Below are 18,489 nucleotides of genomic sequence, written 5' to 3' on the forward strand. Positions count from 1 at the left end.
CCCCCGACCTGCCGGCTCAGTATTCGCAGCCGCCCCGCACGTGTCAATGATCCGTTCTTACCCGTGCGGGCGCGTCTCTCATACCTTCGGTGGCGTGGTCTCCCGCTCCGGATGGCGGTGTTTACCCAGTGCGGCGATGAACGCCTTTGGATCTTCTCCGCCCAGCAGCAGGCCGCCGTCGTTCGGATCCGGATCGATGCCCGCTGCGGCGTACACCTGCACGCCATCACCGATGCCCATCAGCGTCTTGCCGTGCCGGTAGGCATCGCGCAGGAACTCCAGCGCCCGCCCGTCGGCCGCCAGACTTGCCGCGGCGTCCGCGCCGCCTGCCACCACCACCCCGTCGAAGACGCCGGACGGATGATTGTCCAGCGACGCATCCGCATCGAACGCGCCGCCCTGGGCGGTCTGGACGGGACCGATGCGCTGACCCACAAGCCGTACGACCGCGCCCGCCTGAATCAGCGCGTCAGCCACGGCGGACAGGGCCTTGCCGTCCACCCCTTCGGCCGCCAGGATCGCGACCTTGCGCGTGACCACGCTGCCATCGCCCGGCCGCGCCGTCAGCGACAGCGACGGCGATACCTGCACCTCGGGCTTGGGCGGATTCTTCGTGGCGCGCGGCAGCGGGTCCGGCAGCGCCATGCCAAGCTGATCGGCGACCCCTTGCGCCAGCTCGTCCGACACGTTGCGCAGGGACGCCACCATGCGCTGGCGGATCTGCGGCACGGTCACCTTGCTGAGCTCGAAGGCGAAGGCGTCGACGATGTGCTTGCGCTCCCAGGCGGTCTGGCTGTCGTAGAACAGCGTGGCCTGGTTGTAGTGCTCGGCAAACTTCTCGGGATGCCCGCGCAGCTCGTCGCTCGTCACCGGCTCCGGGAACGACACGAAGCCGTCCATGCCCGCCTGGAACGGACAGCCGCCGGCCAGGGAATTGGGCTCATAGGCCACCCGGCCGCGATGGATGGTCTGCCGATGCATGCCGTCGCGCTGGTTGTTGTGCACCGGCGCCAGCGGCGAGTTGATGGGAATCTCGTGGAAGTTCGGGCCGCCCAGGCGAGAGATCTGCGTGTCGACGTAGGAATGGATGCGGCCCGCCAGCAAAGGGTCATTGGTGAAGTCCACGCCGGGCACCACGTGCGCGGCGCAGAACGCCACCTGCTCGGTCTCGGCAAAGAAGTTGTCGGGGTTGCGGTCCAGCACCATGCGGCCGATGGGCACGACCGGCACCAATTCCTCGGGCACGATTTTCGTGGCGTCCAGCACGTCGAAGCTGAAGCCGTCCGCCTGATCGTCGGTGAAGACCTGCACGCCCAGTTCCCATTCGGGACCATGACCCGCGTCGATCGCTTCCCACAGGTCGCGGCGGTGATAGTCCGGATCCGCGCCCGAGACCTTGACCGCCTCGTTCCACACCTGCGAATGCGTGCCCAGGATCGGATTCCAGTGGAATTTCACTAGCCGCGATTCGCCCTGCGCGTTGACGAAGCGGAACGTATGCACGCCAAAGCCCTGCATCATGCGGTAACTGCGCGGAATGCCCCGGTCCGACATCGCCCACATCAGCATGTGCGTGGACTCGGGCATGAGCGACACGAAGTCCCAGAAGGTGTCGTGCGCGGACGCCGCCTGCGGCATGCCATGGTGCGGTTCGGGCTTGACGGCGTGGACCAGGTCGGGGAACTTCATCGCGTCCTGGATGAAGAACACCGGCATGTTGTTGCCCACCAGGTCCCAGTTGCCCTCGTCTGTATAGAACTTCACGGCAAAGCCGCGCACGTCGCGCGCCGTGTCCTTGGACCCGCGCTCACCGGCCACCGTCGAAAACCGCACGAAGACCGGGGTGCGTTTGCCGGCCTCGGCGAACAACGATGCGGCGGTCAGGTCGGTCAGGGGCTTGTAGCACTCGAAATAGCCGTGGGCCGCCGAGCCGCGCGCGTGCACGATACGCTCGGGGATGCGCTCGTGGTCGAAGTGCGTGATCTTCTCGCGAAGGATGAAATCCTTCAGCAGCGCCGGCCCGCGCAGCCCTGCCTTCAGCGAATGCTGGTTGTCGCTGACGCGCACGCCCTGGTTGGTGGTGAGTTCCTGGCCGCCGCCATCCGCGCGCACGCGCGGCAGCGTGCCGTCGACCTGGTTCACGCCCGGCGTGGCGGCGTCGCCCGTCTTGTCCGACACTTCCTTCTCGGACAGCGAGCTCGCGCCGACGGCGGGATCCACCGTGCCCACGTGCGCGCCCGCGAAGGGACAGCGTGCTGCCTGCTCGCCATACTCCGCTTCCTTGTTGGCGTTATGGGGGAAGGCGCCCGTCGTGGCGCCGACCGCGGCCGCGCGTTGCAGCGCGGGATGCGTGGGCTTGCCGGCCGGTCCGTTGGCCGGACCGCTGTCCGTATTCATGTACGCGGTGTCGAGCGCACCGCCCGAGCCGGCCTTTGCTGGCTTCTTGCTTGCCATGGTTCTTTCTCCTTAATGGGTCAGCATCGTGTCGCGCGCCTGCTCGGCGCGGGACGCACCGATGGCGGTTTCCACTTTCTTTACCTCTTCGGGCGGCGGCAGCACGGCCGGGAAGCCCAGCGATTCGATCCACAGCTCCCGCGACCAGCCCTGCGTGTGATACAGGTGATGGTCTTCGTCTGTTGCCACGGCGTCGTAGGCCTGCTTCAGAATCCTGGCTTCTTCGCCCGACTGCTGCTCGGCAACCAGCCCGATCAACGACCAGTTCGCGTGGTCTTTGGTCTCGGCCAGCACCACGCATTCGGTCGCCACCAGCTGGGCCGCGTCCGGGTCGCCGGCATTGATGGCCATCTTCATTGCGCGCACCAGCGATTCGCCCAGGTGCCGCACCACCTCACGACCCGGAGACTTGGCCTGCGGATCGAGCTTCAGCTGTTCGAACACCGTCAGCAGCACGCGGCGATGGGTGCGGGTTTCTTCCAGATAGCCCAGCCATTCCTTCTTCAGATCTTCGTTGATGGCGCAGCTGACCGCGGTCTCGTAAATGGCAAGGCCGCCGATCTCGGTTTCCAGCGCCTGGTAAAGCAGCTCCTTGATCTGGCGGGCGTTTCCGGTTTTGCGTTTCATGGTTGGGCTCCTTGTCGTAGGTCATCAACGATGCGCACGGCTGCAATCGTTTCCGATGGACGGGCGTTCACAGCAAATCGCGTTCCTGATGCCCAGGCTGCCGTTCTGGGGCTGGCGCCTGCCGCACTCTCCGGGCGGGCGGCGGAGGCGCCGTGCAGAAAATACAAAGCCCCGCGCGCCGGACGCCTTGCCTATTCCCGTAGAATCGGGGGCATTACCCACAACAGCGCAAGGGCGTCGCGCCCCCCGGCAGGCACAGCGACCCGCGCAAGAAGCGCAGCCGTATGACGATGAACGACCTCTGCGCCATCGCGATGGCCCTGCTGCTGACCTATGCCGGCATGGCCTGCCTGGCCCTCGCCACCCCTCGCCACTATCACCAGGTCTGGACTCGCGACCCGCACGCCGGCCACACGCGCGTCCTGCGCGGCGCCGGTGTCCTGCTGATGGGCCTGGCGATCCTTCCCTGCGTCGGCCTGTGGGGCGACGTGCTGGGCATGGCGGTCTGGCTGGGCTGGCTGTCCGCCGGTGCGCTGCTGTGGTTCGGCATGCTGTCCTGGGCCCCGCGCCCCGCCGTGGGCACGGCGGCGGTGGCGGTGGCGATTTCCCTATTGGGCGTGGGCATCGGCTTCTGATCCAGCCGGGCCGGCCGCGGGCGCCAGGTGCGACCGATCGCCGCATTGCGCAATTTCACGCCGGTTTTCGGCCATTTGATGCGGGTCAACCGGTATCCATATCCGGCAAGACCGGCGCGGTTTCAGCACCATATGTGGTGATAGAGTCTTCGCACTCCACTACATATGGTGCCAACATGGACATCCAACACATCCTCAAGCGCGACGGCCGCGTCGTTCCATTCGATAGCGAGAAGATCGCGCAAGCCATGGCGGCGGCGGGTCAAAGCACCGGGGAGTTGGACCTGCAAGGCGCTCGCGCGCTGACCGGCACGGTCATCGCAAAGCTGGAGGGCAACGTGTGCCCCGGCGTCGAAACCATCCAGAACCGCGTCGAAGATGCCCTGGTCCAGGCAGGCCACTGGCGCACGGCGCGCGCCTACATCGTTCATCGCGAGCAGCACGCCCGCCTGCGTTCGCTGCGCCACACGCTGGTCGACGTCGAAAGCGCCATGGAAGAGTACCTGGAACAGCGCGATTGGCGCGTCAACGCCAACGCCAACCAGGGCTACAGCCTGGGCGGCCTCATCCTGAACGTCGCCGGCAAGGTCACCGCCAATTACTGGCTGTCCAACGTTTTCACGCCAGAAGCTGGCCAGGCCCACCGCGAAGGCGACATCCACATCCACGATCTGGACATGCTCAGCGGCTACTGCGCCGGCTGGTCGCTACGCCAGTTGCTGACCGAAGGCTTCAACGGCATCCCCGGCAAGGTCGAATCCACGCCTCCAAAGCACATGTCGGCCGCCATCGGCCAGATCGTCAACTTCCTGGGCACGCTGCAGAACGAATGGGCCGGCGCGCAGGCGTTCAGTTCATTCGACACCTACATGGCGCCCTTCATCCGCCGCGACGCAATGACCTACGCGGACGTCAAGCAATCCATCCAGGAACTCATCTTCAACCTGAACGTGCCCAGCCGCTGGGGCACACAGACGCCCTTCACCAACCTCACGTTCGACTGGACCTGCCCGGCCGACCTGAGGGACCAGATCCCGTACGTGGGCGGCGAGGAAATGCCGTTTTCCTACGGCGACCTGCAAGCCGAGATGGACATGATCAATCGCGCGTACATCGAGGTCATGATGGCCGGCGACGCGAAGGGCCGCGTATTCACCTTCCCCATTCCCACCTACAACATCACGCCCGATTTCGACTGGGACCATCCCAACACCGAGCGCCTCTTTGAAATGACGGCACGCTACGGGTTGCCGTACTTCCAGAACTTCCTGAACTCGGACCTGGAGCCGCACATGGTGCGCTCCATGTGCTGCCGCCTGCAGCTCGACCTGCGCGAACTCCTGAAGCGCGGCAACGGCCTATTCGGTTCTGCCGAGCAGACCGGATCGGTCGGCGTGGTGACCGTGAACTGCGCCCGTCTGGGCCATACCTGCCGCGGCGACGAGGAGCGGCTGATGGCGCGCCTGGACCACCTGCTGGCGCTGGGCCGCGACGTGCTGGAAACCAAGCGCAAGGTGGTGCAACGCTACATAGACCAGGGCCTTTACCCCTACACCCGCCGATACCTGGGCACGCTGCGCAATCACTTCAGCACGCTGGGCGTGAACGGCATCAACGAGATGATCCGCAACTTCACGGACGACGCCGACGACGTGACCACGCCCGCCGGCCATGCCTTTGCCGTCCGGCTGCTGGACCGCGTGCGCCAGCGCATGACCGAATTCCAGGAAGAAACCGGCCACCTCTACAACCTGGAGGCCACGCCGGCCGAAGGCACCACGTACCGGTTCGCCCGCGAAGACCGCAAGCGCTATCCCGGCATCCTGCAAGCGGGCACGGACGCCCAGCCCTACTACACGAACTCCAGCCAGTTGCCGGTGGGCTACACGGATGATCCCTTCCACGCGTTGCAACTGCAGGAAACGCTGCAAAGCAAGTACACGGGCGGCACGGTGCTGCACCTGTACATGAACGAAGCCGTCTCCACGGCCGAGGCCTGCAAGCAGCTCGTGCGCCGCGCGCTCAGCAACTTCCGCCTGCCTTACATCACGGTCACGCCCACGTTCTCCATCTGCCCGAATCACGGCTACCTGGCCGGGCACCACGAGTTCTGCCCCAAGTGCGACGCGGAACTGCTGGCCAAGCAATCGGCATGCTGCACCCCGGCGTAGCGTTGCCGGAACCCGGGGCGGCGCGCGACCTTCCGGCGCGCACCGTCCTTCACCCGCCGGGCGAGCGTCCGGCATCACTTTCCGAGGAAAACCTATGCAAACCTTGACCGCCCCCGTCGCCACGTCCGCTCCCGCCGTCCAACTGGACGACAGCCAGCGCGTGCGCTGCGAAGTCTGGACCCGGGTGATGGGCTACCACCGCCCGGTTTCTTCCTTCAACACCGGCAAACAGGGCGAATTCAATGAGCGCCGCTTCTTCGTCGAACGCAGTGCCTGAAGGCGGTTCGGCCCAAGGCAACTCGCAGGCGGGCGGCGCGCTGGTGCCCTTTTCCACCGTCGACTGGCCCGGCCAGTTGGCGGCGGTGGTCTTCATTTCGGGCTGCCCGTGGCGCTGCCACTATTGCCACAACACCGAACTGCAAACGCGCGCCGCCCGCTATGACTGGCGCGAAGTCCGTGGCTTCCTCGAAACCCGCAAGGGCCTGCTGGATGCCGTCGTATTTTCCGGCGGCGAACCGCTGAGCGAGCCGCGCCTGCCCGCCATGATCCGCGACGTCAGGCGTATGGGGTACCGCGTGGGCCTGCACACCGCGGGCATCTACCCGCTACGGCTCGCAGACGTGCTGCGCCATCTGGACTGGGTGGGCATGGACATCAAGGCGGACGCCAAGGGTTACGACGACATCACGGGCCGGCGCGATTCCCAGCGTCCTGCGCTCGCGTGCCTGACGCAGTTGCTGTCCGCCGGCCTGGACTTCGAATGCCGCATCACCTGGCATCCCGACTGGCTGGACGAAGCACGCCTGATGGCACTGGCGCGGGAACTGGCCCGCCGCGGCGTGCGCCGCTTCGCGGTGCAGGCCGCGCGCGCCGCCCCCGGCGCGCCGGTCGCGCGGGCCCTCAGCAACCAGGCGCAGGCCGAGCTGCGCCAGGCCTTTCAGGAATTCGCCTATCGCTGATCCAGATGCGCAGCCAGGGTGGCGTGGAACCGCGGCGACACCACGGCCCCCACATTGCAGCGGGACCACGGCGACACCGCCGTGGGATCCACGCTGAACACGCGACCCGGCGCCATGATGACCTTCTCGGGCATCAGCGCCGCGGCCAGCGTCAGCGAATCAGCCACGCCAGGAAACGCGGACCACAGGTACAGCGAACTGGTCGGACGCGTGAACACCTGCGCGCCCAACGAATCCAGCACCTGCAACGCCTGTCCGGTGGCGGCCTCCAGCCGCTGGCGCAAGCGCACCAGATGCCGCTCGTAGTGGCCTTCCCGCAGCATCACGTCCACCATGCGCTCGCAATATTCAGAGCTGCTGACATGCACCAGGGCCTTTAAGTCGGCCAGGTCGCTCGCCAGCGCGGCGTTGCACGCGATGAAGCCCACGCGCAACGCCGCCGAGAAAGACTTCGAGAAGCTTCCGATATAGATGGTGCGCTCAAGCTGATCCAGTGCCGACAGCCTGACCGCCGACGTGGGCTTGAAGTCCGCCAGCGGATCGTTCTCGACCACCATCAGGTTGTAGCGCTCTGACAGTTGCAGGATCTTGTAGGCCTTGGCCGGCGACATGTCCGAGCCGGTGGGATTGTGCGCGATCGACTGCGTAAAGAAGAGCCGCGGCTTTTCGCGCTGCAGCAACGATTCCAGCGCAACGACGTCCGGCCCGTCAGGCAGGCGCGGCACGCCCAGCATCCGCACCCCGGCCAGCTTCAGCTTGCCAAAGAGCGGGTAATACCCCGGGTTGTCCACCAGCACTGTCGACCCCGGTGGCAGGAAGTAGCGGATCACCAGGTCCATCGCCTCGTTGGCGCCATGCGTCAGCACCAACTGCGATGGCACGGCGCTGATGCCCACGTCGCCCAGCTTGCGGACCAGGCTTTCGCGCAGCGGCGCATAGCCAAAGCGGCTGCCGTATCGGAACAACGCGCCCAGTCCCGTGCGCACCACCTTCTGGTGATAGCGGTCCATGCGCATGTCCGCCAGCCACTCCACCGGCGGAAAGCCGTCGCCCACGGCGACCGCATCCGGTTGGGTCTTGAGTTGCTCTCGCATCAACCACACGATATCCATCGCCCGGCTCAACTGCCCCGGTTCTTCGTCCGCGGCCGGGCGCGTGTGATCGACGTCCAGTACATAGAAACCCGAGCCGCGCCGTGGCTCGACCAGTCCGCGCGCCACCAGCATTTCAAACGCCACCACCACCGTGTTCTTCGCATAGCGGTGCAGTTGCGCCAGCTCGCGCAGAGACGGCAGCTTGTCGCCCGCACGGTAGACGCCGTCGGCGATCTGCTGGCCGATCAGACTGGCCAGGCTCTCGGCAATGGGCGCCGCGCGCTGCGGCCTGCCCGGCGGATTGGCGTCTTCCACGTTGGGATCCCCGTCTTGTCGTTGCCAAAATTGGTGCAGTGCAATGGTACTGTTTGCCCAAACTGTACCTCTGAATAGCGGTACAGTTTACCTAGAATCAGGCCACTCGATTCTTATACGGAGACACGCCATCGTGGCCGATTCACGCCTGCCCAACTTCCGGGCCCTCACCCCCGCCCAACGCCTGGCCGCCATTGCCGACGCTGCCTCGCTCACCGCCGAAGAACGCCAGTTGCTGGCCGAGCCCGGCGCGCTGAGTCTTGCCCGCGCCGACGGCATGATCGAAAACGTCCTGGGGACGTTCGAGCTGCCCCTGGGCGTGGCGGGCAACTTCCAGGTCAACGGCCGCGACGTGCTCGTGCCGATGGCAGTGGAAGAACCGTCCGTGGTGGCCGCCGCCTCGTTCATGGCCAAGCTGGCGCGCGAAGGCGGCGGCTTCGAGACGTCCAGCACCCGCCCCCTCATGCGCGCGCAGGTTCAGGTCCTGGGCTTGACCGACCCGCATGGCGCGCGCCTTGCCCTGCTGCGCGAGCGTGACCGCATCCTGACGCAGGCCAACAGCCGCGACAAGGTGCTGATCGAACTGGGCGGCGGCTGCCAGGACATCGAGGTCCACGTGTTCCCGGACACGCCGCGCGGCCCGATGATCGTGATGCACCTGATCGTCGACGTGCGCGATGCCATGGGCGCCAACACCGTCAACACCATGGCCGAAGCCGTGGCCCCGCTGGTCGAGGAAATCGTCGGCGGCTCGGTCCGCCTGCGCATCCTGTCCAATCTGGCCGACCTGCGGCTGGCCCGCGCCCGCGTGCGCCTGACGCCGCAGACGCTGGACACCAAGGAGCGCAGCGGCGCCGAGATCATCGAAGGCGTGCTGGACGCGTACACGTTTGCCGCCATCGACCCGTACCGCGCCGCGACGCACAACAAGGGCATCATGAACGGCATCGATCCGGTCATCGTGGCCACCGGCAATGATTGGCGCGCGGTCGAGGCCGGCGCGCACGCCTACGCCGCCCGCTCGGGCCGCTACACGTCGCTGACTCACTGGGAAAAGGACACGTCGGGCGCGCTGGTCGGCAGCATCGAGATGCCCATGCCCGTGGGCCTGGTCGGCGGCGCCACCAAGACCCATCCGCTGGCGCGGCTGGCCTTGAAGATCATGGACGTGCGTTCGGCACAGGAACTGGGTGAAGTCGCCGTGGCCGTCGGCCTGGCGCAGAATCTGGGCGCGCTGCGAGCGCTGGCCACCGAAGGCATCCAGCGCGGCCACATGGCGCTGCACGCCCGCAACATCGCGCTGGTGGCCGGCGCCACGGGCGCGGAGATCGACGAGGTCGCCAAGCGCATGGCCGCGGAGAAGGACGTCCGCACCGACCGCGCGCTGGCCTTGCTGGAGGAACTGCGCGCGTCCCGATAACCCGCACGGCGAATACACGAGGCTGCGCCGGTCCACCCGCGCGCCGTCCGATAAACACAGGAGAGAGACATGAAACAAAGCCCTCAGGCGCCGTCCGCGCACCTGGCTGAAGTCTGGAGCGACACCGTGGATCTCAGGCATCTGGCCTGGGCCATCGGCATCGGCATCACGGTCAGCGTGGCCGGCTTCTTTGCCGCCAGCCGCTGGCTGCGCGGCGTGGTGGCCTCGCCGGAACTTGCGCACGCCTACGCCATGCTGGCCGGGCTGGCCGGTTGCGTGCTGGCAGGCGTGATCTGCGCCCGCCTATTCCCACCCAAACGCGAGGTCGTCGAGCACAGCGCCACGCATGACCCCGCCTGGCGCGCCGAAGTGCTGGCCGAGCTGGCCGAACAGCCCGGCGGCCTGGGCACGCTGGCGGACCTGCCCGACGCTGTGGTGCGCGAGCTGAAGGAACTGGACCTGTACGACCTGTTCGCGCAGCCGGCGGCCCCCGCGTCTGCCGTTGCCGCCGAACCCCGGCGCGGCGCCGCCAAGGAGGCGCTGGCATGAGCCCCGAACTGCTTGAACAAATCATGGTGGCCGCCGGCATGGGCCTGTTGGGCGCAGTCGTGTTTGCCGCCATCGGTCTCGTGTCCGGCACCGACGAAACCACGACGCTCGCGCCGCTGACCCTGCTGGTGGTGCTGCTGGGCGTGCCGCCCGCCGGTGTCTTCACGTTCTTTCTCGCAGGCGCCGTCGCCAAGCACATGACGCACGCCGTGCCGACCGCGCTGCTGGGCATCCCGGGCGACACGCTGGCCACGCCGCTGCTGCAGGACGCGAACATGCTGCGCAAGCTGGGCGTGCCGCACATCGCGCTGCGCAAGATGGTGTCCGGCGCCATCGTCGCCGCGTTTGTCGCGGTGCCGCTGGCGGTGTTGTTCGCCGTGCTGCTCGCCCCGTTCGGCGCCGCCATCACCAAATCCGCACCCTGGATCTTCCTGGCGGCCGCATTGCTGATCGCGTATTTTTCGGCGGGACGCTGGGCAGCCGTGGCGCTGCTGGTGCCGTTCGTCATGGTCATCATTGCGCTGCAAAGCCTGACGGCCAAATACGGCGTGAAGCTCAGCATCAGCTACTTTCTGGGCATCGCGATCGGCCCGCTGATCGCCGACCTGTTCACCGTGCTGTCGCCCCAAGGCCGCGGCAAGATGATGCGCGACAAGGTCCGCACGTTCTCGCTGGCGCCTGATGTCAAGGGCTGGTCGGGGTACTTTCCGAACCCGCTGAAAGTCATGGACCGCGTGCAGACGCGCTGGACGCTTGCCACGGCGGCCGTGTCCAGCGCCACCTTCGTGTTCAGCCCGGTTGCCATGACTGTCGTGCTGGGAGAACTGGTGGGCTCGCGCGTCAAGCATGCCTATCACCGGCTGACTACGGTGCTCAGCGCGCGCAACGGCGTGACCGAGGCCACCTACATTGCCGAGGCGCTGATTCCGCTGATCGCCTTCGGCCTGCCCCTGAGCCCCGTGGCGGCGGGACCGGCGGCGCCGCTCTTTAACGCGCCGCCGCGCTTCACGGTGGATGCGGCGACGGGCCAGACGCACAACCTGCACAACCTGCTGAACCACTGGGAATTTCTGGGCTACGGCATGCTGGCGGTGCTGCTGGCGGCGGTGGTGTCCTATCCCTTCGCCATGAACTTCGCGCGCCGCGCGGCGCTCTTCGTGTCGCGCCGCGTCAGCCACGAAGCCATCATTGCCACGTTTGTCGGCCTGATCATCGTGATCAGCGTCTGGGAAGGCCAATTCCTGGGCCTGCTCGTCATCCTGACCATGGGCCTCATCGGCGGCCTGCTGTCGCGCCTGTTCGGCTTCAATACCGGCGTGCAGTTCATGGGCTACTACACCGCCGTGCTGTCCGTGCCGGCGATCATCAAGCTGGCTACATAAAGCGTGACGGATGGGCGGGGGGAATAGCCCCCGCCCATTGCCGCGCCACTTGATTCTTCGCAAGGCGGCGCTCCCCACCTTGCTCTAGCCTCTGCTCTCTTGACCAGAGGAAAGACTCATATCATGACGTGGTTCAAATCACTCACCCTCGCCGGACGCGAGTTGCTGCCCATCGTGCAGGGCGGCATGGGCGTTGGCGTATCCGCCCATCGCCTGGCCGGCGCGGTTGCCAGCCAGAACGCCGTGGGCACCATTGCCAGCGTCGATTTGCGCCATCACCACGCCGATCTCGTGGAAAGAACTGAAAAATGCAATGACCGCGACACGATCGACACCGCCAACCGCGAAGCCCTGCATCGCGAAGTCCGCGCCGCGCTCGACACCGCGCAGGGCCGCGGCCTGGTGGCGGTCAACGTCATGAAAGCCGTGCGCGACCATCCCGCGCTGGTGCGCCAAGCCTGCGAAAGCGGCGCCGAAGCCATCGTCATGGGTGCTGGCCTGCCGCTCGACCTGCCCGAAATGACGGCGGACTTTCCCAAAGTGGCGCTCGTGCCCATTCTTTCCGAAGCCCGCGGCGTCGCCGCCGTGCTGAAAAAATGGATGAAAAAAGGACGACTGGCCGACGCCGTCGTCATCGAACACCCGGGTTACGCGGGCGGCCACCTGGGCGCGGCGCGGATTGACGACCTGCACAGCGAACGCTTCGACTTCAAAAAGGTGCTGGCCGATTGCCACGCCCTTTTCACTGAACTGCAACTGGGCCGCGATGCGCCTCGCCTGATTGTCGCCGGCGGCGTCGGCAGCCACGAACAGGTCCGCCACTGGCTCACCAACGGCGCCGATGGCGTGCAGGTCGGCACCGCGTTCGCCGTCACCCACGAAGGCGACGCCCACGAAAACTTCAAGCGCGTCCTGATCGACGCCGACCCCGCCGAACTGGCGGAATTCACCAGCGTGGCCGGTCTGCCCGCACGTGCAGTCGCCACGCCGTGGCTGACGCGGTACCTGCGCCAGGAAGGCACGCTGCAAGCCAACACCCGCGCCGATCCGCGCCGCTGCAGCCAGCGCATGGACTGCCTGACGCAATGCGGCCTGCGCGACGGCATCGCCAAGTTCGGCCAGTTCTGCATCGATTTGAAGCTGGCGGCCGCCATGCGCGGCGAAGTCAGCCGCGGTCTGTTCTTCCGCGGCGCCTCCAAACTGCCGTTTGGCAATGCCATGCGTTCCGTGCGCGAACTGATGGATTACCTGCTGCACGGCGAAATGCCCGCAGCGGCATAAGCCGGACGTTCCCTCAGATGATCTCCGGCAGGCGCCGCAGATCATCGATCACTTCAAAGGCGCCCTCATCCAGCAACCGCTGCCGCTGCTGCGGTCCGTTGTGCGAGGCGCCCACAAACCCCACCGCCCGCATGCGCGCCGCTCGGGCAGCGCGCACACCTGGCACGCTGTCCTCCACTACGACGCAATCCAGCACCGCGGCCCGCATCTGCCGCGCCGCGTACAGAAAAACGTCCGGCGCGGGCTTGCCCTTGGCCACCTGCGCCGTGCTGAACACATGGGGCGCGAACGTCTCCCACAAACCCACCATCTTGAGCGCGGCCTCCAGCTTGGCCGGCATGCTGCTGGACGCGACGCACAGGTCCAACCCACGTTCCTTCAATACCTCAAGCGTCTCGTGCACGTGCGGCAAGGGGCGCAGTTCGGTGCGGAACGTGCGTTCCAGCCGGTCGGCATATTGGCGCGCGAAGCCCTCGGGCAACGAGCAGGCGTGCTCCGCCTGCAACGTGCGCCACATGTCCGCATCCGGGATGCCGGCAAACCGCAGTGCGGCCTCTTCGGGCGTGATGGCGATGCCGTGTTCGGCCAGGGCGCTGGATTGAGCGCGCGCGGCGATGATTTCGCTGTCGATCAGAACGCCATCGCAATCAAAGATGACCAGGCGCGGGACGGACGTGTGCATGTAACCTCCAACGTGTTTGTCCGCTCCATGATAGGCCAGCCGCGTTACTGCACCGCTGCCCCGACCCGCCGCAGCCGCCAGGCGACGGCCACGCCCGCCAGGCCCGCCGCCGCCACGATGAACGACGCTGAGGTCCAGCCAAAGCGGTCGATGGCGCCACCCACCGCCACCGGCCCGATGACTTGCCCCAGATTGCTGCCCTGCATGACCAGCCCCACCGACGCCGCGGTCAGGGCCGGACGCGGGGCCACCAGCGGCGCGGTGCCAAGCAGCGTCGCCGGGATCAACCCGCCCACGGCCGAGAACAGCACGCACAGCAGAAAGGTGGTCATGGCGGGCAGCGCCGAGCCGAAGATCAGCAGCGACACGACCGCCATCACCGCGCTGGCGCAGGCGATCAAGGTGGACCGCTGCCACCCGCGCGCAAGCAGCACGCCCGCGCCCAGATTGCCCACCACGTTGGCGGCGCTGGCGATGGCGCTGTACAGGCCGGCCGCCGCCAGCGTCAGCCCCAGTTGTTCCATGAGCAGCACCGGCAGGAATGTGAATAGCGCGAAGAACATCACGCTGTAGAGGGTGAACGACAGCGCCAGCAGCATCGGTCCGGCGGCGCCCATGGTGTCAACCGTGTCCTGGCGCAGTCCATGCCACGACAGGGCAGCTCCGCGAGGCGTGGGCGGCGCCAGCACCACGATGCCGGCAAGCGCCACGCCCGCGGCAATGCCCGCGCACCACCAATAGGCGTGCCAGTCGTCGAACGCCTGCGAGGCGAGCATCGCGATTGCCATCCCGGCCGGCATATAGCAGCTCCAAAGCGCAAAGGCGAAATCGCGCCTGCCGCCCGACACGAGGCGTTGCAGCGCGGCGGGACCGGCCACGGTGATCATCAGGAAGCCCAACCCTTCGATGACGCGCGAGCCGAGCAGCACGCCATATCCCGGGGCCAACGCGCCCACCGCCGTGCCCGCCGCCGTCGCCGCCAGCCCCAGGATCAGCATGAGCCGGGCGCCAAAGCGCGCGATCACCCCGCCCGCCGCGATGCCGCCCACCATGCCCAGCACCGAAAACACCGCCGTCAGCGTGCCGATGGACGCGAGGTCCAGCCCCATGTCCTTGCGCAGCAACGGCGCGGCGATGATGACCTTGCCCACTTGCAGCGCCGCCACGACGCCCGCGCCCACGATGGCCAGCACCGCGCCCCAATGCTGGTGCCCGACGGCGCCTTGCGCCCCTTCAACCTTGTCCATCCCGCCCTCGCTCTCGCCTGGATTCCGGCATCATGCCGCGCAAAACCGATCCTGCGAAGTGATAACCTTTTGACGTTCTTGATCGAACTAATAGATCAATCGCCCATGATCGATGCGCTCACCCTCGACCAACTGCGCGTATTCGCCGCCGTTGCGGATACCGGCAGCTTCCGCGCCGCCGCCCGCCGGCTGTCGCGCGTGCAGTCCGCAGTCAGCCACGCCATCGCCAACATGGAGGCGCAACTGGGCGTGCCGCTTTTCGACCGCACCGGCCATCGTCCCGTCATGACGCCGCAGGGCCAGGCCCTGCTTGCCAACGCTCGCGACATCCTGCTGCGGGTCGATGCGATGCGCGCCCGTGCGCAGGGTCTGGGCGAAGGCGTGGAGCTGGAACTCTCGCTGGTGGTGGATACGCTCTTTCCGATCGAACGCGCCGGCGCGGCGCTGAACCACATGCGCGCGGCGTATCCCTCGGTGGCGATGCGCGTGTCGGTGCTGCCGCTGGGCGGGCCGGTCGAAGCGTTGCTGGCCGGCACGCACACGCTGGGCATTCTTGCGGGCGAGCATTTCCGGCATCCGCGCATCGTGGTGCAGGCGCTTGGCGCCATTCAGATGGTGGCCGTCGTCGGCGTTTCGCATCCCCTGGCGCAGACCGCGCGCGCTGGCCGGGCGCTTAATGCGGCGGACCTGGCGGATCACCTGCAGATCGTGCAATCCGATCCCTCGCCGCTGTCGGAAGGCCGCGACTTTGCCGTACTGTCGCCGCAGACCTGCCGCGTCAGCGGCCAGGACACCAAGCACGCGCTGATCCTGGCCGGCTTGGGCTGGGGCCGGCTGCCGCTCTGGCAGGTGGAGCGCGACCTGGCCGAGGGCCGCCTGCTGCGCGTGCCCGCCACCAGCCTGGGCCGCGACAGCCAGATCACCACCGAAACCTATCTGGCGCACCGCATCGACCGGCCGCTGGGGCCGGCCGCGCGCACGCTGGCCGCGGCGCTGCACGGCGGCGTTCACCCCTGAGCCTTGGGCGGTTGCGCGTAGCTCACACCCATGCCCGCGCGCACGTCGTTCTGGATGCCATAGGGCGCGATGGGATAGCGCAGGCCATTGGCCGCCAGCGCCTTCATGCCCTCGATGGCAATCGGCAGATAACGCGGTGGCAGCGCCATGAGCATTTCATCGTCGGGCACGCCGCCATAGCGGCGTTCGGCGAAACAGGGCAAGGACAGGCTTGGCTCGCCGGTGGCAAGCGCCCTGCCCCAGGAATCCGCGCAGGCCGTTTCGCCCACGACGCTCCAGTCAAAGCGCCGGTAGTTTTTCCATTGCAGGCCGTTGATCAGGATGATCATCTGGCCGGGGGTCGCATACACCAGGCAGATGTCCGGCGGGTCCAGGCGCCCGTTCGCCAGCGGCGACACGACCATGGCGCGGAACCTGCCCGCCGGAACACAGCTCAGCGCCTCCTGGCGGGCCCGGGCATCGGCTTCGGTGGCGTGCCAGACGCCCACATATTCCTTGCCGCGTTTCCATTCTTCGTCCTGCGGCCCCAGGCCGATGACGGCGCGGCATTGCGCACCGACCAGATCATCGCCCGTAATACCGACCGTCCAGCCAAGCCGCGCCGCCATGCCCACGATCTGGTCCGTGGTGTGCGTGGCCTTGGGCCGGCGCAGGCCCTTCACGCCCGCCATGTCGGCTTCGCGCTCGTAGAGCTTCATGCCGATGACGGTGGTCTTTAGCCTAAGCAGCCGGTTCAGATCGTCAACCAGCGATGCCCAGTCGAGCGGGGTTTCCTGCCTTGTCTCTACCATGTTCGTCCTTTGGACTGTTGTAGGCGGACAAGACTACAACGCGTCAGGCGAACCCGTCGATGCCTCGCATCAGCGCCGCGGCCATGCGCGGCTGGCGCAATTGGTCCAGCCACCAGCGCAACGCCCGTCCGTCGTGATTGCCGCGCCACGCGAGGTACAGCAGGTTGGGCTCGCGCGGCGTCTCGGTGGCGATTTCCACCAATTCACCCCGCGCCAGCAGCGACGCCGCGCGATGCCGCGGCACCCAGCCCACGCCCAGGCCTTCGCGTTGCGCCAGGATCTTGGCGCGCATGCTGGGCACGGCCAGCGTGGCCTGCCCGCCAACCTTGCCGTAACCGCGTGCCGACGAGCCGCGCGCCGTGTCGGCAACGACAACGGCGCGATGCTGCTGAATCTGGTCCTGGCGCAGCGGCGCCTTGGCCTTGGCCAGCGGATGCCCGGGAGACACGGCAAAGAGCCATTCCATCTCGCCCAACGCCGCCCATTGCAGGTTGGGCATGGTCTGCGGCTCGTTGGTCGCGCCCACGATCAGGTCTGCCCGCCCCTCGCGCAGCGCTTCCCACGTTCCGCCCAGCACCTCGTGCGTGAAGCGCAGTCTGACGCCCGAATCCAGCTCGTCGAAGGCCTGAATCAGCGGCGCCATCAGTTCGAATTCCAGGATCTCGTCGCTGACGATATGCAGACGGTCTTCCCAGCCGCTGGCCACCTGCCGCACGCGCTGCGTCAGCCGGCTGACATCCTGCGCCAGCCGCGCGGCTTCGTCCGCCAGCAGTTGGCCGGCGGGCGTGAGCTGCAGCCGGTAGCCGCGGCGGTCGAACAACAGGGCATCGAAGCGTTCCTCCAACTGCCGCGCGGCGTGGGACACGGAAGACGGGGCCTTGCCCAGCCGGGCAGCCGCCCGGGACAGGCTGCCGCTGTCGCGGATGGCTTCCAGCAGCGCCAGTTCATTGGGAGTCAGCATGGCGGAGTCCACCGATCGGGTTAAACATTCCAGACCAAACATGTTCGATCTTGTCGAACGTGTTCGTGCGTCAGATCGTACGACAAACGACCCCGCAAGGCGCAACATGGCTACACCTCACCTCCACACCAAAGGAATCTGTCATGAACCGTTTTGAACAAAAGACCGTCCTGGTCACCGGTGGCACCAGCGGCATCGGCCTCGCCGCCGCCCAAGCTTTCGCCGCCGAAGGCGCCCGCGTCATCGTCACCGGACGCGACACCGCGGCGCTGGAAAAGACCCGCGCCAGCCTGGGCGGCAACGCGCTGGCCATCCAGAACACCGCCGGCGCACCTGGTGCGGCCGCCGCGCTGGCCGACGCCCTGACATCGGCGGGCGTGCGCCTGGACGCCGTTTTCGTCAATGCGGGCATCGCCAAGTTCGCCACGCTGGCCGACGCCACCGAAGACCTGTGGGACCAGACGTTCGACACCAACGTCAAGGGCGTGTTTTTTCAGCTGCAAGCGCTGGACTCCTTGCTCAACGCGGGCGCGTCCATCGTGCTCAACGGGTCCATCAACGCCCATATCGGCATGCCGGCATCGTCGATCTACGCGGCCAGCAAGGCGGCGCTGATTTCGCTGGCAAAAACGCTGTCGGCCGAATGGCTGCCGCGCGGCATCCGGGTCAATGTCGTCAGCCCCGGGCCCGTCGCCACGCCGATCTACGGCAAGCTTGGTCTGGACGCCGACACGCTGGAAAAGACCGCCGCCAGCATCCAGGCGCAAATTCCGCTGGGCCGCTTCGGCACGCCGCAAGAGATCGCCGCGACCGTCCTGCACCTGGCCGCGCGCGAATCGGCCTTCATCGTGGGCACGGAGATCATTGCCGACGGCGGCATGAGCCAGCTTTGAGGCGGGATCCG

The 18,489-nt window shown here is 67.1% G+C and carries 17 protein-coding genes; 10 read left to right on the forward strand and 7 right to left on the reverse strand.

Annotated features, from left to right (window positions below; genetic code table 11):
* Positions 1-78 precede the first annotated feature (78 nt).
* Both AC6LJW_RS15010 and AC6LJW_RS15015 read right to left on the reverse strand, forming a co-directional pair.
* Entirely contained in the window at positions 79-2,454 is a 2,376-nt protein-coding gene (locus tag AC6LJW_RS15010) for a catalase (RefSeq protein ID WP_427987850.1), read from the reverse strand.
* 12 nt (positions 2,455-2,466) lie between these two features.
* Positions 2,467-3,081, reverse strand: coding sequence for a hypothetical protein (locus AC6LJW_RS15015; RefSeq protein WP_056561782.1), 615 nt, complete (start codon positions 3,079-3,081; stop codon positions 2,467-2,469).
* A 284-nt stretch (positions 3,082-3,365) separates the two neighbouring features.
* Here AC6LJW_RS15015 and AC6LJW_RS15020 point away from each other — a divergent pair, with 284 nt between their 5' ends.
* The 4 genes from AC6LJW_RS15020 (at position 3,366) to AC6LJW_RS15035 (ending at position 6,846) form a co-directional block, all read left to right on the forward strand.
* Positions 3,366-3,716: a DUF3325 domain-containing protein gene (locus AC6LJW_RS15020; protein WP_056561784.1), complete on the forward strand. Its 351-nt coding sequence runs from the start codon at positions 3,366-3,368 to the stop codon at positions 3,714-3,716.
* Positions 3,717-3,892: 176 nt separating this feature from the next.
* Entirely contained in the window at positions 3,893-5,887 is a 1,995-nt protein-coding gene (locus tag AC6LJW_RS15025; protein WP_498087674.1) for a ribonucleoside triphosphate reductase, read from the forward strand.
* A gap of 94 nt (positions 5,888-5,981) precedes the next feature.
* Positions 5,982-6,164: an anaerobic ribonucleoside-triphosphate reductase gene (gene nrdD, locus AC6LJW_RS15030; protein WP_056561790.1), complete on the forward strand. Its 183-nt coding sequence runs from the start codon at positions 5,982-5,984 to the stop codon at positions 6,162-6,164.
* A complete protein-coding gene (locus AC6LJW_RS15035; protein WP_498087675.1) occupies positions 6,130-6,846 on the forward strand; it encodes an anaerobic ribonucleoside-triphosphate reductase activating protein in 717 nt (238 codons plus the stop codon). The genes nrdD and AC6LJW_RS15035 overlap by 35 nt, the downstream gene beginning before the upstream one ends.
* Here AC6LJW_RS15035 and AC6LJW_RS15040 read toward each other — a convergent pair.
* Positions 6,837-8,255 (reverse strand): aminotransferase-like domain-containing protein, encoded by a 1,419-nt coding sequence (locus tag AC6LJW_RS15040; RefSeq protein ID WP_498087676.1) that lies wholly within the window; start codon positions 8,253-8,255, stop codon positions 6,837-6,839. The genes AC6LJW_RS15035 and AC6LJW_RS15040 overlap by 10 nt on opposite strands.
* A gap of 130 nt (positions 8,256-8,385) precedes the next feature.
* Here AC6LJW_RS15040 and AC6LJW_RS15045 point away from each other — a divergent pair, with 130 nt between their 5' ends.
* The 4 genes from AC6LJW_RS15045 (at position 8,386) to AC6LJW_RS15060 (ending at position 12,887) form a co-directional block, all read left to right on the forward strand.
* Entirely contained in the window at positions 8,386-9,675 is a 1,290-nt protein-coding gene (locus AC6LJW_RS15045; protein ID WP_498087714.1) for a hydroxymethylglutaryl-CoA reductase, degradative, read from the forward strand.
* A gap of 69 nt (positions 9,676-9,744) precedes the next feature.
* Positions 9,745-10,224 carry a hypothetical protein gene (locus tag AC6LJW_RS15050; RefSeq protein ID WP_056561796.1) on the forward strand — a complete coding sequence of 160 codons (480 nt, stop codon included), beginning with the start codon at positions 9,745-9,747 and terminating at the stop codon, positions 10,222-10,224.
* Positions 10,221-11,606 carry a tripartite tricarboxylate transporter permease gene (locus AC6LJW_RS15055; RefSeq protein WP_056561799.1) on the forward strand — a complete coding sequence of 462 codons (1,386 nt, stop codon included), beginning with the start codon at positions 10,221-10,223 and terminating at the stop codon, positions 11,604-11,606. The genes AC6LJW_RS15050 and AC6LJW_RS15055 overlap by 4 nt, the downstream gene beginning before the upstream one ends.
* 123 nt (positions 11,607-11,729) lie before the next feature.
* Entirely contained in the window at positions 11,730-12,887 is a 1,158-nt protein-coding gene (locus tag AC6LJW_RS15060) for an NAD(P)H-dependent flavin oxidoreductase (protein ID WP_056561801.1), read from the forward strand.
* A 13-nt stretch (positions 12,888-12,900) separates the two neighbouring features.
* Here AC6LJW_RS15060 and AC6LJW_RS15065 read toward each other — a convergent pair whose 3' ends face one another.
* Positions 12,901-13,569 (reverse strand): HAD family hydrolase, encoded by a 669-nt coding sequence (locus AC6LJW_RS15065; protein ID WP_498087677.1) that lies wholly within the window; start codon positions 13,567-13,569, stop codon positions 12,901-12,903.
* A 44-nt stretch (positions 13,570-13,613) separates the two neighbouring features.
* Positions 13,614-14,816: an MFS transporter gene (locus AC6LJW_RS15070; RefSeq protein ID WP_056561804.1), complete on the reverse strand. Its 1,203-nt coding sequence runs from the start codon at positions 14,814-14,816 to the stop codon at positions 13,614-13,616.
* A gap of 105 nt (positions 14,817-14,921) precedes the next feature.
* Between AC6LJW_RS15070 and AC6LJW_RS15075 the strand changes: the two genes are divergently transcribed.
* Positions 14,922-15,833: a LysR family transcriptional regulator gene (locus AC6LJW_RS15075; protein WP_056561807.1), complete on the forward strand. Its 912-nt coding sequence runs from the start codon at positions 14,922-14,924 to the stop codon at positions 15,831-15,833.
* Here the strand turns inward: AC6LJW_RS15075 and AC6LJW_RS15080 are convergent.
* Both AC6LJW_RS15080 and AC6LJW_RS15085 read right to left on the reverse strand, forming a co-directional pair.
* Positions 15,824-16,624: a DUF169 domain-containing protein gene (locus AC6LJW_RS15080; protein ID WP_498087678.1), complete on the reverse strand. Its 801-nt coding sequence runs from the start codon at positions 16,622-16,624 to the stop codon at positions 15,824-15,826. The genes AC6LJW_RS15075 and AC6LJW_RS15080 overlap by 10 nt on opposite strands.
* 43 nt (positions 16,625-16,667) lie before the next feature.
* Positions 16,668-17,585: a LysR substrate-binding domain-containing protein gene (locus tag AC6LJW_RS15085; protein ID WP_056561812.1), complete on the reverse strand. Its 918-nt coding sequence runs from the start codon at positions 17,583-17,585 to the stop codon at positions 16,668-16,670.
* A 143-nt stretch (positions 17,586-17,728) separates the two neighbouring features.
* Between AC6LJW_RS15085 and AC6LJW_RS15090 the strand changes: the two genes are divergently transcribed.
* Complete coding sequence (locus AC6LJW_RS15090; RefSeq protein ID WP_056561814.1) at positions 17,729-18,478, forward strand: SDR family oxidoreductase; 750 nt, start codon at positions 17,729-17,731, stop codon at positions 18,476-18,478.
* The last annotated feature ends 11 nt before the right edge of the window (positions 18,479-18,489 follow it).

The organism is Achromobacter sp. 1012554356 (assembly GCF_059760815.1).

Bases quoted from the DNA above. Each gene is read 5' to 3' on its own strand.
- AC6LJW_RS15060 (WP_056561801.1), top strand. From the start codon at position 11,730: ATGACGTGGTTCAAATCACTCACCCTCGCCGGACGCGAGTTGCTGCCC.
- AC6LJW_RS15055 (WP_056561799.1), top strand. From the start codon at position 10,221: ATGAGCCCCGAACTGCTTGAACAAATCATGGTGGCCGCCGGCATGGGC.
- AC6LJW_RS15020 (WP_056561784.1), top strand. From the start codon at position 3,366: ATGACGATGAACGACCTCTGCGCCATCGCGATGGCCCTGCTGCTGACC.
- AC6LJW_RS15075 (WP_056561807.1), top strand. From the start codon at position 14,922: ATGATCGATGCGCTCACCCTCGACCAACTGCGCGTATTCGCCGCCGTT.
- AC6LJW_RS15035 (WP_498087675.1), top strand. From the start codon at position 6,130: ATGAGCGCCGCTTCTTCGTCGAACGCAGTGCCTGAAGGCGGTTCGGCC.
- AC6LJW_RS15080 (WP_498087678.1), bottom strand. From the start codon at position 16,624: ATGGTAGAGACAAGGCAGGAAACCCCGCTCGACTGGGCATCGCTGGTT.
- AC6LJW_RS15025 (WP_498087674.1), top strand. From the start codon at position 3,893: ATGGACATCCAACACATCCTCAAGCGCGACGGCCGCGTCGTTCCATTC.
- AC6LJW_RS15090 (WP_056561814.1), top strand. From the start codon at position 17,729: ATGAACCGTTTTGAACAAAAGACCGTCCTGGTCACCGGTGGCACCAGC.
- AC6LJW_RS15015 (WP_056561782.1), bottom strand. From the start codon at position 3,081: ATGAAACGCAAAACCGGAAACGCCCGCCAGATCAAGGAGCTGCTTTAC.
- AC6LJW_RS15010 (WP_427987850.1), bottom strand. From the start codon at position 2,454: ATGGCAAGCAAGAAGCCAGCAAAGGCCGGCTCGGGCGGTGCGCTCGAC.
- nrdD (WP_056561790.1), top strand. From the start codon at position 5,982: ATGCAAACCTTGACCGCCCCCGTCGCCACGTCCGCTCCCGCCGTCCAA.
- AC6LJW_RS15070 (WP_056561804.1), bottom strand. From the start codon at position 14,816: ATGGACAAGGTTGAAGGGGCGCAAGGCGCCGTCGGGCACCAGCATTGG.
- AC6LJW_RS15085 (WP_056561812.1), bottom strand. From the start codon at position 17,585: ATGCTGACTCCCAATGAACTGGCGCTGCTGGAAGCCATCCGCGACAGC.
- AC6LJW_RS15050 (WP_056561796.1), top strand. From the start codon at position 9,745: ATGAAACAAAGCCCTCAGGCGCCGTCCGCGCACCTGGCTGAAGTCTGG.
- AC6LJW_RS15065 (WP_498087677.1), bottom strand. From the start codon at position 13,569: ATGCACACGTCCGTCCCGCGCCTGGTCATCTTTGATTGCGATGGCGTT.